8 protein-coding genes are annotated in these 15,346 nt (G+C 63.1%); 7 read left to right on the top strand and 1 reads right to left on the bottom strand.

Going from position 1 to position 15,346, the window contains the following annotated elements:
• Positions 1-35 precede the first annotated feature (35 nt).
• From ABDZ98_RS11490 to ABDZ98_RS11460, 7 genes are all read left to right on the top strand, one after another.
• On the top strand, positions 36-536 hold the full coding sequence (locus tag ABDZ98_RS11490) for an Hsp20/alpha crystallin family protein (RefSeq protein ID WP_343807947.1): 501 nt from the start codon (positions 36-38) through the stop codon (positions 534-536).
• Between the two features lie 181 nt (positions 537-717).
• A complete protein-coding gene (locus tag ABDZ98_RS11485) occupies positions 718-1,758 on the top strand; it encodes a universal stress protein (RefSeq protein ID WP_343807944.1) in 1,041 nt (346 codons plus the stop codon).
• 35 nt (positions 1,759-1,793) lie between these two features.
• Positions 1,794-9,983: a GH36-type glycosyl hydrolase domain-containing protein gene (locus tag ABDZ98_RS11480; RefSeq protein ID WP_343807942.1), complete on the top strand. Its 8,190-nt coding sequence runs from the start codon at positions 1,794-1,796 to the stop codon at positions 9,981-9,983.
• 12 nt (positions 9,984-9,995) lie between these two features.
• Positions 9,996-12,377: a phosphoenolpyruvate synthase gene (ppsA, locus tag ABDZ98_RS11475; protein ID WP_343807940.1), complete on the top strand. Its 2,382-nt coding sequence runs from the start codon at positions 9,996-9,998 to the stop codon at positions 12,375-12,377.
• 160 nt (positions 12,378-12,537) lie between these two features.
• Complete coding sequence (locus tag ABDZ98_RS11470; protein WP_343807937.1) at positions 12,538-12,984, top strand: baeRF12 domain-containing protein; 447 nt, start codon at positions 12,538-12,540, stop codon at positions 12,982-12,984.
• Between the two features lie 125 nt (positions 12,985-13,109).
• The gene (locus ABDZ98_RS11465) at positions 13,110-13,568 is read left to right on the top strand and encodes a DUF2267 domain-containing protein (RefSeq protein ID WP_343807934.1); all 459 of its coding nucleotides are present in this window, start codon (positions 13,110-13,112) and stop codon (positions 13,566-13,568) included.
• A gap of 165 nt (positions 13,569-13,733) precedes the next feature.
• Positions 13,734-14,432 (top strand): Crp/Fnr family transcriptional regulator, encoded by a 699-nt coding sequence (locus ABDZ98_RS11460; RefSeq protein ID WP_343807932.1) that lies wholly within the window; start codon positions 13,734-13,736, stop codon positions 14,430-14,432.
• A 21-nt stretch (positions 14,433-14,453) separates the two neighbouring features.
• Here the strand turns inward: ABDZ98_RS11460 and ABDZ98_RS11455 are convergent, their stop codons facing one another.
• Positions 14,454-15,146 carry an OmpW/AlkL family protein gene (locus ABDZ98_RS11455; RefSeq protein WP_343807929.1) on the bottom strand — a complete coding sequence of 231 codons (693 nt, stop codon included), beginning with the start codon at positions 15,144-15,146 and terminating at the stop codon, positions 14,454-14,456.
• Positions 15,147-15,346: the final 200 nt, after the last annotated feature.

Below are 15,346 nucleotides of genomic sequence, written 5' to 3'. Positions count from 1 at the left end.
GACTCCAGGTAGACACCATATTGGAGTAAATTGTCATGGGCGATTCAACTACTCTCCCGGCCACAAGGTCATCCGGATTGACCCAGCAATTCCTCGAACCGCTGAACCGTTTGCGCGGCGAGATTGACCGGATGTTCGATGAATTTCCCGCACGCTGGCCGTCGCTGCATCTTCCTGCGCGGTTCACGGCCTCGCTGCCCGTTCCGGCCGTGGGAATGACCGAGAACAAGAAGGGCTACAAAGTGTCTGTCGAAGTTCCGGGCATAGAGCCCGAAGCCATCGAACTGCAGGTCGAAAAGGACATGCTGATCATCAAGGGCGAGAAGACCGAGGAGCGCGAAGAGGAAGAGCGCGACTATGCGCTGTCTGAAAGGTCCTATGGCGCGTTTGAGCGCCGCATTGCCATGCCGGCCGATGCGATGGCCGACAAGATCGAAGCGAAGGCCAAGAACGGCGTGCTCGAAATCTCCATCCCGCGCGACAAGGAAGCCGTATCCGAACGGCGCAGGATCGAAATCAAGTCCGCCAAGAAGTGACAGGATGCCGGGCTGCATGGGCGTGCGATCACGCGGACCATGCAGCCCGGCTCGGTCATTCCATTGCCTGCACGGCAAGGAGGCCTGCGTACGGACAGTTCCCTATTTTGGGCCGTTTTCGTCAGATGCATAATCAAGCGTTGTCGGAGCCTTTGCTCCGTAAGTACCTCAGGAGGTCGCAATGGGTTCAACCCTGGATTTCAGTGAACGACGCGGGGACCCGGCGCCGTTTGTGCTGCGCCCTTCCGAAACGGTTGAATATCAACCGCTGCGGGCAGCGGGCCTGGGTCCCAAGCTGCTGGCCTGCGTCGATGATTCCCCGCAAGCTGCGCTAGTCACCGCGCACGCCTTTGCGGTCGCGCCCAGCCTTGGACTTGATGTTACGCTGGCCAGGGTCATCCCGATGACCCACGATCTGTTTTCGCCTGCCGATCCGGTGCAATGGCAGATACGGCGGCGGCGTCAGACAGAGCGGCTGAACCGGCTGGCCGAACGCGGCGGCATGGACAGCACGGCACAAAGCATATTGCTGAGCGGAGCTCCGGCTGACGAACTGGCACGGTGGTCGCGCGAGAATGGCGTTACGCTGATGGCGCTGCTGAGAAGCTGCGATTCCAATGGCAATCGCCTTGGCTCCACCGCGCAGCGCCTGCTGGACAAGGCCGGAGTATCGCTGTTGCTGGTGCCGCCGGGTGAAGACGAGGGAAGCGTTCAATATCGCCGGATTCTGGTCCCGCTGGATGGCTCGGCCCGTGCGGAGAGCGTTCTGCCGGTCGCGATCAGGATCGCCCACCAGCATCGCGCCGAACTGATCCTTGCGCATGTGGTGCAGCGAACAGAGCGGCCCGAAATCATGCAATCGCCCCAGGTGAGTGAGCTGGAATTCGAGATTGACCGGCATAACGGGCGGCATGCGCGCGCCTATCTCTCCTCGCTGCTGACGCGGTCGCGGGATGACCGGCTGAATGTGCGCACCGTCGTGCTGGGGCCGGGCGATCCCCGCTCTCTGCTGAGCAGCCTGGCACGCGAACAGGATGCCGATCTGATCATCCTGTCATCCCACGGGCAGACCGGGATGGACGATGTCTCATGCGGCAGCGTTACCGATTATCTCGTCTCGCACACCTGCGTCCCGTCGCTTGTCGTGCGCCCAAATCTGGTTTGCAGTTTCCCCGGTGAGACTGCCGGACCTGCGAGAGCTTCAGCAACCCCGCGCGACTGATGGCTGACATGGAGCCTGCCGCTTCGGCCCTGGATATGGCCGCCGAAGCCTTGGCAGCGCGTCTTGTCCTGACACGCAAACCGGTTGAGCCGTTGCCGTTCATGGTCGGTCTGGCTGACGCCAATGCGTGGCTGCGCAATGTGCGGCTGGCCTGCGTCAACCCGCCGCCGGAAGCCGGGAAGGCGGCGGAATGGCTGCTCGATAACGACTATTTCGTCGACCGAGCCTTGAAACAGATCAGGAAGGACATGCCGCCCGGTTTTTACAGCCAGCTGCCGGCGCTGGCGAATGAGCCGAACCTACCGCCACGCGTGTTCATCGTGGCGCATGAAATCCTGTGCGCCACCAAACTCCAGCTCTCGCTCGGTAACGTTGTGCGCTTCGTGCAGGTCTTTCAGCGACAGTACCCGCTTTCCATCGCCGAGCTGTGGGCCTTGCCCACGATGTTGCGCATTGCCTGTATCGAAATCCTGATCTCTTCGCTCACACCTCTGCTCGAAGGCGCGGTCAAGCAGCCGTTCGCGGTTTCACCCTACGCAGCGCCCGAACATTCGCTGGACGCGACGGAGCGCGTTTCGCGATCGCTGGGCAATCTGAACGTGATTGCGTCAATTCCGTGGAAGGAATTCTTCGACCGGACCAGCCTTGTGGAGGAGGTTCTGTCGCAGGATCCGGACCGTTGCTACGCCTGCATGGATTTCGAGACCCGCGATCAGTACCGCCGCGCTGTTGAGGAAATTGCCAGGCTTTCCGGGCAGGAGGAAAGCGCTGTTGCCGCTGCTGCAGTGCGCCGATCTTCCGCGGTGCGCGCCGAGGACGTTGCCCACCACGTGGGCTACTGGCTGATTGACGAGGGACGCTGGCGGCTGGAGGAGGATCTGGGCGCGGTGCCTTCGCGGCGTACGCGGATGGTCAGGGCGATATTCGCCCATCCGGGCTTGTTCTATCTGGCCATGCTGGTGCTTGCCGGGATCGGTGCGGCCATCCTTCCCGCGCTGTATCTGGCGCATGTCGGGGCGGGGCTGGATGGCTGGATTGCGGGACTGTTGCTGAGCCAGTTACCGGCATCGGTGCTGGCGCTGAGCGTGGTCCACTGGATACTGACAAGAAGCCTGCGACCGCAGGTGCTGCCCAAGCTCGATTGTGAGAACGGCCTGCCGGCAAATTCCGCGACGATCGTCACGGTTCCGGTGGTCATATCCGATACAGAAGAGGTGGCGCGACTGGCAGAGCGGCTGGAGGCGCACTGGCTGGCGAACAGGGACCCGCTGTTGCAGATCGCCCTGCTGGCGGATCTGGCCGATGCACCCAGCCAGACCATGCCGGGCGACGAGGAGATTGAGCGGGCTTTGCAGAACGCTGTCGGCCGGCTCAACCATCGCTATGGGTCGGGCCATCGCGGGCCGTTCCACCTGTTGCAGCGTCCGCGGCTGCACAATCCGGCGCAAGGGTGCTGGATGGCGTGGGAGCGCAAGCGCGGCAAGCTGGAGCAATTCAACAAGCTGCTGGTGGAAGGGGACTGGTCCGGGTTCAGCCACCATACCGGGGACCGCAAGTCGCTATCCCGCATACGCTTCGTGGTGACCGTGGATGCCGATACCATCCTGCCGCCCGGGTCTGTGGGCAAGATGGTTGGCACGCTTGCGCACCCGCTCAACCATGCGCGGATCGATCCGGTTTCTGCGCGGGTCACGGGCGGGTACACCATCATCCAGCCAAGAGTGGAAATCTCCCCCAGCAGCGGCGAGCGGACGTTGTTCGCGCGCCTGTTCACCGGTGAAACCGCGATCGACATCTACAGCCGCGCCGTTTCCGACGTCTATCAGGACCTGTTCGGCAGCGGCATTTTCGTGGGCAAGGGGATTTACGATCTGCGCGCCTTTCACGCCGTGATCGATGGCCGTGTTCCGGAAAACCGCATCCTCAGCCACGACCTGTTCGAAGGCGCGCATGGGCGAGCCGCACTGGCCACCGACATCGTGCTGTATGAAAACTTCCCCACCAACTATTCCGAATACACCCGCCGCCTGCATCGCTGGATCAGGGGGGACTGGCAGTTGCTGGCCTGGCTGTGGCCGCACGTTCCCGGTCCCAATGGCACGCGCCTGCGCAGCCGGATTGCCGGGATCGACCGGTGGAAGATGATCGACAACCTGCGCCGCAGCCTGGTGCCGCCGAGCCTGGTGGCGCTGGCGCTGGCCGGTTGGTTCGTGCTGCCGGGACATCCCGCGTTCTGGACCGCGCTGGTGATCCTTGCTCCCGCCGGGCAATTGTTCACCGATCTGGTCAGCGGCTTTGCCCACGGGCGACGGGCCGGGGCCGCCTATGGTTTCTGGTATCGCATGTCGGATCAGGCCGGGCGCTGGTTGCTGGTGCTGATCTACCTGCTGCACGAAGCCATGCTGTCACTGCACGCCATCATGATCACCTTGTGGCGCAGTTTGGTGAGCCATCGCAACCTTCTGGAATGGACATCCGCCGCGCATGTTGCCCGCGGCTTGCAGGACCGCAATTCACGGGCGGCTATATGGCAGGCAATGTGGCCCGCATCGGTGATTGCCCTTGGCATTGCATTGCTGCTTCTGGCGCTTCGTCCGGCGGCCTTTGCAGAGGCTGCGGTGCTACTGATTGCGTGGATAGCCGCGCCCGAGATCACGCACTGGATTTGCCGCCCGCGTATGCGCGGTTCGGAACCGCTGGGCGCCGGGGACGCGGCATTCCTGCGCCAGTTGGCACGCAAGACCTGGTATTACTTCGAGACCTTTGCCGGACCGGAGGACAACTGGCTTCCGCCCGACAATTACCAGACTGCGCCGCATGAGGAAATCGCCCACCGCACATCGCCGACCAATATCGGCATGCTGCTGCTGTCGATCGCGACAGCATGGGACCTGGGATATCTCGGTCGCCGCGAGCTGGTGGCGCGCACCGCCAGCCTGTTCGAAACCATGCGCCGGCTGGACCGGTATCGCGGCCATTTCCTGAACTGGTACGAGACCCGCCATCTCGCGCCGCTTGAGCCGCGCTATGTCTCCTCGGTCGACAGTGGCAATCTGGCGCTGGCGCTGGTGGCATATGGCGAAACCCTGCGCGAGGCGGCGGCCCGCGACAGCTTTGAAATTCAGCGGTGGGACGGGCTGGACGACCTGCTGGCACTGTTGGGCAGCGCCTGTGAAGGTCTGGCCGGTGATGGTGCCGTCGCGGAAATACTGGCCGCTATCCGCAGCCATATCGCCGAGCTTCCGCAAGCGGAACCGGCGCGGCAGATGGCCGGGCTCAAATGGCTGCGTGACAAGGCCATCGCCGATCTGGAAGACGAAAGTCAGGCGCTGCTGGAAAATGCCAGCGGAGAGATTCCGCAGGGCGCGCTGGACCTTCCGGCATGGCTGGAGCGGTTGCGCCATCATGTCCGCGACATGATCCGCGACCTGTCGGGTTCGAGCGACCACCGCGCAGAACTGATGCGGCTGGCCGCCGAGGCCGCAGGATTTGCCGGGGCGATGGACTTCACCTGGCTGTTCGACCCGGAGCGGCAATTGCTGCATATCGGCCATAACGTCAGCACCGGGCGGATCGACACGCATTATTACGATCTGCTGGCGTCAGAAGCGCGCCTTGCCAGCTATTTCGCCATCGCCAAGGGTGAACTTCCGGTGGAGCACTGGTTCCATCTGCAGCGACCGATCACGCGTGCGAAGCGCGGGATCAGCCTGGTTTCGTGGAACGGATCGATGTTCGAATATCTGATGCCGCGGCTGCTGCTTCCGGGGCATGGCGATACTTTGCTGGGCGAAAGCGAGCGGGTGGCGGTGGATATCCAGCGGCGCTACGGCAAGGCCAAGTCAGTGCCATGGGGAATATCGGAATCCGCTTTCGCTTCCCGCGATCCGGAGCACCGTTTTCGCTATCAGGCTTTTGGCGTGCCCCATCTTGGCATGAGGCGCGGATTGTCGCGGGATCTGGTGATCGCGCCCTATGCCTCGGCCCTGGCGCTGGCGATCATTCCGCGCGAGGCAACGGACAACCTGCGGCGGCTGTGCGATATGGGGGCATCAGGCCGCTTTGGTCTGTGGGAAGCGATAGATTTCACCGCCGATAGAAAGCCCGATGACGGCGCTTTCGCCCCCGTGAGTGCCTTCATGGCGCACCATCAGGGGATGATCCTGTCCGCCATTGGCAATGTGCTGCTGCAGGACCGGATGGTCCACAGGCTGGAACGCGATCCGCAGATCAAGCTTGTCTCGCTGTTGCTGAGCGAGCGCATTCCGCACGAACTGCCTAGCGAGATCGAACGGCTGGATGCGATCGAGGCCGCCGAGGTCGCCTCCTCTGCGCCCAGCCGGATTGATGCGGTGTGGGAACCCGCCGATACGCATTTCCCGCAGGTCCATCTGCTCGGCAATGGCCGGCTCAGCAGCTGGATTTCGGAAGGCGGGGGCGGCGGTCTGCAATGGCACCATCAGGCGCTTACCCGCTTTGTGCCCGATGCGGTGAGGGACGCTGACGGGTGCTGGCTCTACTTGCATGACAGGGACAGCCAGCAGGACTGGTCCGCCACGCGGCAGCCCACCGGGGCCATCGGCGATGAATATCGGGTGCTGTTCCAGCCGCACATGGCCGAATTCCACCGCCGCGATCACGGGATCGAAACCCGCCTGGAAGTGGCCGTGGGCGCAGGCGACGACTTTGAAATCAGGCGCCTGACCATCGTCAACGAATCCAGCCGTCCACGCAGGCTGATGCTGACCAGCTATGCCGAAATCGTTTTGGCACCGCCGCTGGAGGATGAACGGCACCCGGCGTTCAGCAAGTTGTTCGTTGGCGGGGAATTCCTTCCGGAACGCGGCGGGCTGTTGTTCAGCCGTCGCCCCAAGGGCCCCGCAGATGCGCCGCCGGTGCTGCTTCACGCTTTGATCGGGGCAGACGGTCCGGTGCCTTCGCTGCGGTATGAATGTGACCGGCTGCGTTTCATTGGGCGGGGCCGCTCCACGCGCAATCCGCTGGGTGCCTCACTGGAACTGAACGGGCCGCAAGACCGGGATGCCGCGCGCGGCTGGACGCTGGATCCGGTTGCCGCCTTGCAGCTTGCGGTCGATCTGGCTCCGGGTGAGAGCCGCCAGTATTGCTTCCTGACGATTGCCGCGGCCACCCGCGCCGCAGCGCTGGCAATCGCCGAGCGCCACGCCACGCTTTCGTCTATCGACTGGCTGCTGAACGATGCGGCGCGCGATGCGGGCAGAGCGATCCAGCGCGCCCGGATAGAACCCGCCGACCTGCCCGCCATACAGTCGCTGGGTTCGCTGCTGGTGCATCCGGGCGGCGGGCTGCGCGCCGCGCCTGAGACAATTCGCGCCAACAGGCTGGGACAGACCGGCCTGTGGGGACTGGCCCTGTCGGGCGATCTGCCGATAGTGCTGCTGCGCGCCCAGAGCGGCAGCGAGTCGCTGATCGCCCTGCTGGCCCGCGCGCACAAATTGTGGCGCCGGCTGGGGCTGGAAGTGGATGTGGTGCTGCTGCAGACCGCCGGGTCGGCCTATATCGAACCGATCCGCAGCGAGGTGGGCGAATTGCTGCGCGAAATCGGGGCGAGCGAAATGCTCGGTCGGCGGGGCGGCATTCATCTGGTCTTCGGCGATCAGATCGGGCCGGATCAGATCCGCCTTGTGGAATCGATGGCATGGGTGATCCTGGATGACGCGAAGGGATCGCTGGCGGACCAGCTGGCGGCCATTCGCTGGCCGGTTGCCTTGCCGCCGCCGATCCTGCCCTCGCTGCTCGAACGGCCCGATGGCTCGCATCATGCGATCAGTGCGCCCGAAGACCTGCTGTTCGGCAATGGCCTGGGCGGTTTCATCCCGGACGGGCGCGAATATGTGATTACCCTCCAGCCTGGCCAGACCACGCCCGCACCGTGGAGCAACGTGCTGGCCAATGACGAGTTCGGCACGCTGGTGACCGAAGCCGGTGGCGGGTTCAGCTGGGCCATCAACAGCGGCGAACACCGGCTGACCCCGTGGACCAACGATCCCGTGGCGGACAGGTCGGGGGAGGCGCTGTACCTGCGTGACGAGGAAACCGCCGCCGTGTGGACGGTTACGCCCGCGCCCGCAGGGCAGGACTGCGCCTGCCAGATCCGCCATGGTCAGGGGTATTCCACATGGCGCAAGACCTGCCACGGGCTTGATCAGGAAATGCGGATTTTCGTTCCGGTGGATGCCCCGGTCAAGCTGATCCGCCTGCGCCTGCGCAACCGGGGCACGCGAGAGCGCCGGATCACGGCCACCTATTACTGCGAATGGCTGCTGGGATCGCTGCCCAGCATCGCGCGGCGTCATGTCCGCTGTGAATTCGATCAGCCTGCCCAGACCATACTTGCCACCAGCCCATGGAATGCGGAATTCGCCGGACGTGCGGCCTTCCTCACCGCCAGTCTGGATGCTCATGGCTTCACCACCAACCGTGAGGAATTTCTTGGCCGCGAACGCAGCGATGCCGCGCCGGCAGGCCTTGAGCGCTGGGGCCTGAGCGGCGCGCAGACGGCGGGGCATGATGCCTGCGGAGCCTATCAGGTGCATCTGGATATCGCTGCCGGGCAGGAGATCGAATTCGCCTTCGTTCTGGGTGAAGGGGCGGACCGCGCACAGGCTATCGAACTGGCGGCGCAATGGCGGTCGATGGAGGCGGTCAGTGCCGCTCAGGACAGGCTCTGCAGCCATTGGGATAATCTGCTGGGCACGGTCACCGTTCACACGCCGGATGCGGCGCTGGACCTGATGGTCAATCGCTGGCTGATCTACCAGAGCCTGTCATCGCGGATCATGGCGCGCGCCGGCTTCTATCAGGCGAGCGGAGCAATCGGATATCGCGACCAGTTGCAGGACATGCTGGCGTTGCTGCATGTCGATCCTGCGCGGGTGAGGGCGCATATACTGGCCTGCGCGGCGCATCAGTTCGAACAGGGGGATGTGCTGCACTGGTGGCACCCGCCTGCCGACCGGGGCGTGCGCACGCGCTGTTCGGACGACATGTTGTGGCTGCCCTTCGCAACCGGAACCTATGTCCGGGCAACGGGTGACATTTCCATTCTGGAGGAACGCGTGCCGTTCCTGGTTGCCTCGCCTTTGGCGGAACATGAGGAGGATAGGTACGACCGTTTCGACCAGTCTCCCCTGGCATACAGCCTGATCGACCATTGCGAACGCGCGCTCGACCGGGTGACGCTGGGCGTGGAGGGGCTGCCCCTGATCGGCACCGGTGACTGGAATGACGGGATGGACCGCGTAGGCCGGGCAGGGCGCGGTGAAAGCGTGTGGCTGGCGTGGTTTGCCAGCGTGGCCGCAGAGCATCTGGCCGATCTGGAACGGCGGCTGGGACGCAAGGCCGAAGCCGATCACTGGGCAGACCGGGCAGAATTGCTGCGCCACAATGGCGATCAGGCCGGATGGGACGGCGAGTGGTATCGCCGCGCCTATGACGATCACGGCAATACGCTGGGATCGAAGGACAATGCGGAATGCCGGATAGATTCGATCTCGCAATCCTGGGCACTGTTTGCCGGCGCCCCGGCCGAGCGGGTGGAAATGGCGCTGGCTGCGGCGCGGCGCGAGCTGATCGACGGGGAGGGCGGTCTGGCGCGGCTGCTGTGGCCCCCGTTTGACAGGACGCCGCGCGATCCGGGTTACATCAAGGCCTATCCGCCGGGCATTCGGGAAAATGGCGGGCAGTATTCGCACGCCGCCGCCTGGCTTGGGCTGGCGCTGGCGCAAAGCGGCGATGGCGATGGCGCGCATCGTGTGTTCTCGATGATCAATCCCGTCGCCCGGTCCGCCAGCACCGATGCGGCAGAGCTGTACCGGATCGAACCCTATGCGGTTGCCGGGGACATCGCCTCTGCCCCGCCGCACACGGGCCGGGGCGGGTGGAGCTGGTACACCGGCGCTGCATCATGGTCCTGGCGGCTGGCGGTGGAAGGCCTGCTGGGGATTACCCTGCAAGAGGGCCGTCTGCGCATCGCCCCCTCTCTCCCGCGCGACTGGCACGGGTATGAGGCAACGCTGCGGCGCGGCGATACCAGCATTCAACTGAAGGTCGAACGGCACGCAGAAGCTGCGGACGGATATCGCCTGCTGGTGGATGGACAGGTCATTGAAGGCAACGAGATTTCGCTCCCCGCCGGATCGCAGGTCGATGACACTGCATCGGGCGAGCAGGCGCGGACCCGGTAGAGGAGACGAACTTTGAATTCTGAACAGGTTTTGCCATTCGAAAAGGTCACCCGCGCGGACGTGGCGCTGGTGGGCGGCAAGAACGCATCGCTGGGTGAACTGATCGGGGCGCTGAGTTCAAAAGGGGTGAAGGTTCCTCCGGGCTTTGCCACCACCGCCCACGCCTATCGCGAGTTTCTGGAATTCAACGATCTGGAAGCGGTGATCGCGGGCCATCTGGCGCGCTACAAGGCGGGCGAAGCGTCGCTGGCGCAGGCGGGTGAGGCAATCCGGCAGGCGATACTGGCGGGACGATGGCCGCAGGATACCGAACAGGCCATCCGCGCCGCCTATCGCGGTCTGTGCCGCGATGCCGGGGTAAATGCTCTGGACGTGGCCGCCCGGTCCAGCGCCACGGCGGAAGACTTGCCCGATGCCAGCTTTGCCGGGCAGCAGGAAACCTTCCTCAACATTCGCGGCGAAGAGGCGTTGCTGGTTGCCTGCCGCCGCTGCTTCGCTTCGCTCTATACCGACCGTGCGATCAGCTACCGCGAGGCGCAGGGCTTTGCCGAGGGCGCGGTGGCGCTGTCGGTGGGCGTGCAGCGCATGATCCGGGCGGACCGCGCGGGATCGGGGGTGATGTTCTCCATCGATACCGAAAGCGGCTTTGACAAGGTTGTGCTGATCAATGCCGCATGGGGACTAGGGGAAAGCGTCGTTCAGGGCAGCGTGGACCCGGATGAATATCAGGTCTTCAAGCCGCTGCTGGACGAAGCCGGGGTCCGCCCGATCGTAGCCAAGATATGCAGCGGCAAGCAGACCAAGCTGATCTATGGCAACGGGGAGGGTGCGCCCACCGAATATGTGCCCACGTCCCGCCGCGAGCAGGCATCATTTGTGCTGGATGACGATGAGATCCTGCAACTCGCCCGCTGGGCCGTGATCATAGAGCGGCATTACGGCTGCGCGATGGATATGGAATGGGCCAAGGACGGGCCGCACGGCGGTCTGTTCATCGTCCAGGCGCGGCCCGAAACGGTGCAGTCGCGCAGCGCGGCCGGAATGCTCAGCAGTTATACGCTGAAGCAGAAGGGCGAGGTGCTGCTGCAAGGCTCTGCCATCGGCGGTGCCATTGCCAGCGGGCCAGTGTGCCTGATCGAAAGCGCTGCCGATATTGCGCAGTTCATCGATGGATCGGTGCTGGTCACGCCGACTACAGATCCGGACTGGGTGCCGATCATGAAGCGCGCCGCAGCAATCATTACCGATCATGGCGGGCGCACCTCGCATGCCGCCATCGTCAGCCGGGAACTGGGCCTGCCTGCCATCGTCGGGGCCACCGGTGCGTCCGAGATATTGCATGACCGGCAGAACGTGACGATCAGCTGCGCCGAGGGGGACCGGGGCTTTGTCTATGACGGCTTGCTGGATTTTGCCGTCGAACAGATCGATTTCGCCAGCCTGCCTGCCACCCGCACGCAGGTGATGCTGAACCTGGCTAATCCCGCCGCGGCCTATCGCTGGTGGCAATTGCCGGCAGATGGCGTGGGGCTGACACGAATGGAATTCGTCATCAGCAATGCGATCAAGGTCCACCCGATGGCGCTTGTCCGGTTTGACCAGCTGCCCGATGATGAGGACAAGGCCGCCATCGCGCAGCTGACTCAGGGGTATGAGGACAAGACCGAATATTTCGTGGATCGTCTGGCGCTTGGCCTCGCGCGGATTGCTGCGGTGCAGTTTCCCCGCCCGGTGATTATCCGGATGAGCGATTTCAAGACCAATGAATATGCCGGCTTGCTGGGCGGGCGCACGTTCGAGCCGCTGGAAGAGAACCCGATGATCGGCTTTCGCGGGGCCTCGCGCTATTATTCGCCGCGCTACCGTGAAGGGTTTGCGCTGGAATGCCGGGCGATCCGGCGGCTGCGCAATGAAATGGGCTTCACCAACGTGATCGTGATGATCCCGTTCTGCCGATCGGTGGAGGAAGCGGACAAGGTGCTGCAGGTGATGGCCGCAGAAGGGCTGCGGCGCGGGGAACACGGGCTGGAGGTCTATGTGATGTGCGAAATTCCCTCCAACGTCGTGCTCGCCGGGGCATTCGCATCCAGGTTTGACGGGTTTTCGATAGGCAGCAATGACCTGACCCAGCTGACACTGGGCATCGATCGCGATTCAGAACTGCTGGCAGACCAGTTCGATGAACAGGATGCGGCAGTGAAATGGATGATCCGCCATGTGATCGACGAAGCCCATCGTCCGGGGGCAAAGGTGGGCCTGTGCGGTCAGGCGCCCAGCGATCACCCTGAATTTGCCCGGTTCCTGGTCGAATGCGGAATCGATTCCATCTCCGTCACCCCCGACAGTTTCGTTGCCGTGAAGCACCATGTTGCCGCCGCCGAGGCGGATGGCTGAAGCGCTGGTCCTGCAGCCTGTCACTACGAACATCTGCGTAATTACCTGCGCCTGATGGCCGGGCAAGAACGGGCGCAAAGGTCCTGAAGCCGCCATCGCTGGAAAAACGGGGTGAGCGGGAGTAATTGTGGATGTGTCTGACCACTCGATGGAGATTTTCATGAAGCTTGCAAACGGAACACTGGTACTGGTCGCCGACGGGCAGAAACTGATGGCATTCAAGAATGACGGCGATGCAAAATTCCCTGTCCTGACAACGCTGACACATCGTGAAATCGATAATCCGCCAAGCAGCGAACAGGGTTCCGATCGTTCCGGTCGAAGCTTTTCCAGCACGGGCGAGCAGCGCAGCGCGTACAAGGAAACCGACTGGCACCAGCAGGAGGAAGACCGGTTTGCAGGCGGTGCCGCGCAGGTCCTCAAGCAGATCGCCGCGCAGGAAGACGGCAAGATTGTCGTCGTCGCCGCGCCGCACACGCTGGGCGAATTGCGCAAGCATTACGGCAAGGCCATCCAGGAGCGGCTGGTGGCGGAGATTGACAAGGATCTGACCAACCAGACCACTGACGATATTGTCGCGGTGATCGCCGCCCACGACGCTGCCTGACCTGCGTAGGTTTACGGATTCCGCTGGGGCGGGGAAGCGGACAGTCCTTGCAGTCACGAACCCGGCCTTGCGGCGACCGGCTGCCAGGGCGCGCGTGACGCCTCTGACCTGCGAAGGACAAAACCATGAGCACCACCGGCCTCTCCCTGTTTGACAGGACCTTGCAATCCACCAACATCTGGCTGGACGAGATCAGCAGCGAGATCGGGCCGGATCGGGCGGTGGCATGGAAGGTGCTTTCCACCGTCCTGCAGGCTCTGCGCGATCAGTTGCCGGTGGAACTGGCGGCTCATCTGGGCGCCCAGCTGCCGTTGCTGGTGAGAGGCGTCTATTATGACAGGTTCGATCCCACCGTGCTTCCGGCCAGCAACCGATCCGACGAAGAATTCATGGCCGATATCCAGGACAATCTGTCCGATATCCGCCCGGTCGGCGCACAGGACGCCATTGCTGCGGTGTTCGGTGTGTTGTCGCGGCATGTATCCCAGGGGCAGATCGACAAGGTCAGGCGGTCGCTGCGCAAGAATATCCGCGATATGTGGCCTGATGTTCCCGGCCCTGCAAATGCCAGTGCCGCCAAGTAGCGGGCCCGGGAATTATCTCGCGACATCATGAGGATAGACATCGTGGTTCAGCACATTTTCCGCGGCCAATACTGCCAGATGGCTGTCACCCCCGCTGTGGATTCAATCCGCCAGATCGTGCTTGTTGCGATTGCTGCGCCATTATCTGCGTGTTAGATGGCCTGCATGAGCAGTTGTGACACTTGTGTGGTTCGAAACCGGGCGATTTGTGCAGCTCTGGATAACCATGAGATTGAAGCGCTCAACGGCATTGGTCGCCAGCGCCAGTTGCAGGCCGGCGATCCGCTGATCTGGGAGGGCGAGGATTCGATGCTCGTCGCCAATGTGATCGACGGCATTCTCAAGCTGACCAATTGCACCGAAGACGGACGCGAACAGATTGTTGGCGTGGTCTATCCTGCCGATTTCATTGGCCGCCCGTTCGGTGCCAAGAGCCACCATTCGGTCACCGCGCTGACAGATGCCAAGGTATGCCTGTTCGCCCGCAGTGATTTTGACCGGTTCGCAAGCGATCATCCGGCGCTGGAACACAAGCTGCTCAAACGCACGCTGGACGAGTTGGACCGCACGCGCGCCTGGATGCTGCTTTTGGCGCGCAAGAGCGCCGAGGAAAAGGTGGCGACCTTCCTGCTCGACATGTCCGAAAGGCTGGTCGATACCGCCTGTGAGTCCCCTCAAGGCGGTCCGATGGACCATTTTGAGCTGCCGTTTTCGCGTCAGCAGATCGGTGACGTTCTGGGCCTCACCATCGAGACGGTGAGCCGCCAGATGACGCGCATGAAGCGCGATGGCATTCTGGACCTGCCCACACGCCGCACGGTGCGCATTTGCGACCGCGCGGCGCTGGAGGCAATGGCGGGCTGACCAGCAGCCCGCCGTCAGGCTTCAGAAACGCATCCCGACACCGGCGCTGAGAACCCATGGGTCCAGCTTGTGGGTGGTTTCAATCACCTTGGTATTGCCGGCATACCAGCGGGCCGTGGTGTCCACGAAATAGCGCTTGGCATCGAGCGATACGAGCAGTCCGTTGCCGACCGGCACATCCACACCCGCCTGAAGCGCAAAGCCCAGTTCATTGCTCATGGACTGGCTGGTCACGCCCAACGGAATGGTGTCGGCACCGGGTTCATCGTTGATCCACAGGAAGTAGGTCGGGCCAGCGCCGATGTAGGGAGAGATCCCTCCGGCATTGAGGTGATACTTCAGCGTGAAAGTGGCGGGTATCACCCTGGCGTTGGATACGGCCTCGGCACCGGCGAGCGGGCCTGCCACAATGTCCACATCGTGCTGGGTCACGCAGCAGATCGTCTCCAGAGAGATGTTCTGGGTGAAGAAATACTCGATTGCCACGGTCGGGATGACATTGTCATTCGCGGCCGTCTGCGTGGTCGCGGGGAGCGGCCCCAGCAATGCGACATCGGTGATCTTGCCGTCTGGCAGCACGGCTGTGGCCATCACCTTGACCTGAAAGTCTCCGGCTTCCTGTGCGGAGGCGGGGCTCGCACCAATCGCGCTGGTCAGTGCCAGGGCAAGTACCCCGGTCAGCGGGGCGATGGAATTGCGCAGATATGAGCGCATGGTCTTTTCTCCGTCACACCGTAGCGGCTGCCCTTTGCAGCCCTGGATTATTACGGTGTGATCTGGCCAATGCGCCCCCCGGAGATTACAAGCTTTGACCAAGCTCAATAAACGCGACTGAAAATTTCTCCGCTCTGAAATTTTCAATTTGATGAGGGTCAATGAGGCTCCGGGTTCCCAGCGGCATTGGGACCTTGTTC

It is taken from the genome of Alteraurantiacibacter aestuarii (assembly GCF_039523595.1).
Lineage (GTDB): Bacteria > Pseudomonadota > Alphaproteobacteria > Sphingomonadales > Sphingomonadaceae > Alteraurantiacibacter > Alteraurantiacibacter aestuarii.
The sequence above is the reverse complement of the archived record's forward strand: the minus strand, read 5'-3'. Positions and strand labels throughout refer to the sequence as shown.

Bases quoted from the DNA above. Each gene is read 5' to 3' on its own strand.
- ABDZ98_RS11490 (WP_343807947.1), top strand. From the start codon at position 36: ATGGGCGATTCAACTACTCTCCCGGCCACAAGGTCATCCGGATTGACC.
- ABDZ98_RS11485 (WP_343807944.1), top strand. From the start codon at position 718: ATGGGTTCAACCCTGGATTTCAGTGAACGACGCGGGGACCCGGCGCCG.
- ABDZ98_RS11480 (WP_343807942.1), top strand. From the start codon at position 1,794: ATGGCCGCCGAAGCCTTGGCAGCGCGTCTTGTCCTGACACGCAAACCG.
- ABDZ98_RS11470 (WP_343807937.1), top strand. From the start codon at position 12,538: ATGAAGCTTGCAAACGGAACACTGGTACTGGTCGCCGACGGGCAGAAA.
- ABDZ98_RS11465 (WP_343807934.1), top strand. From the start codon at position 13,110: ATGAGCACCACCGGCCTCTCCCTGTTTGACAGGACCTTGCAATCCACC.
- ABDZ98_RS11460 (WP_343807932.1), top strand. From the start codon at position 13,734: ATGAGCAGTTGTGACACTTGTGTGGTTCGAAACCGGGCGATTTGTGCA.
- ABDZ98_RS11455 (WP_343807929.1), bottom strand. From the start codon at position 15,146: ATGCGCTCATATCTGCGCAATTCCATCGCCCCGCTGACCGGGGTACTT.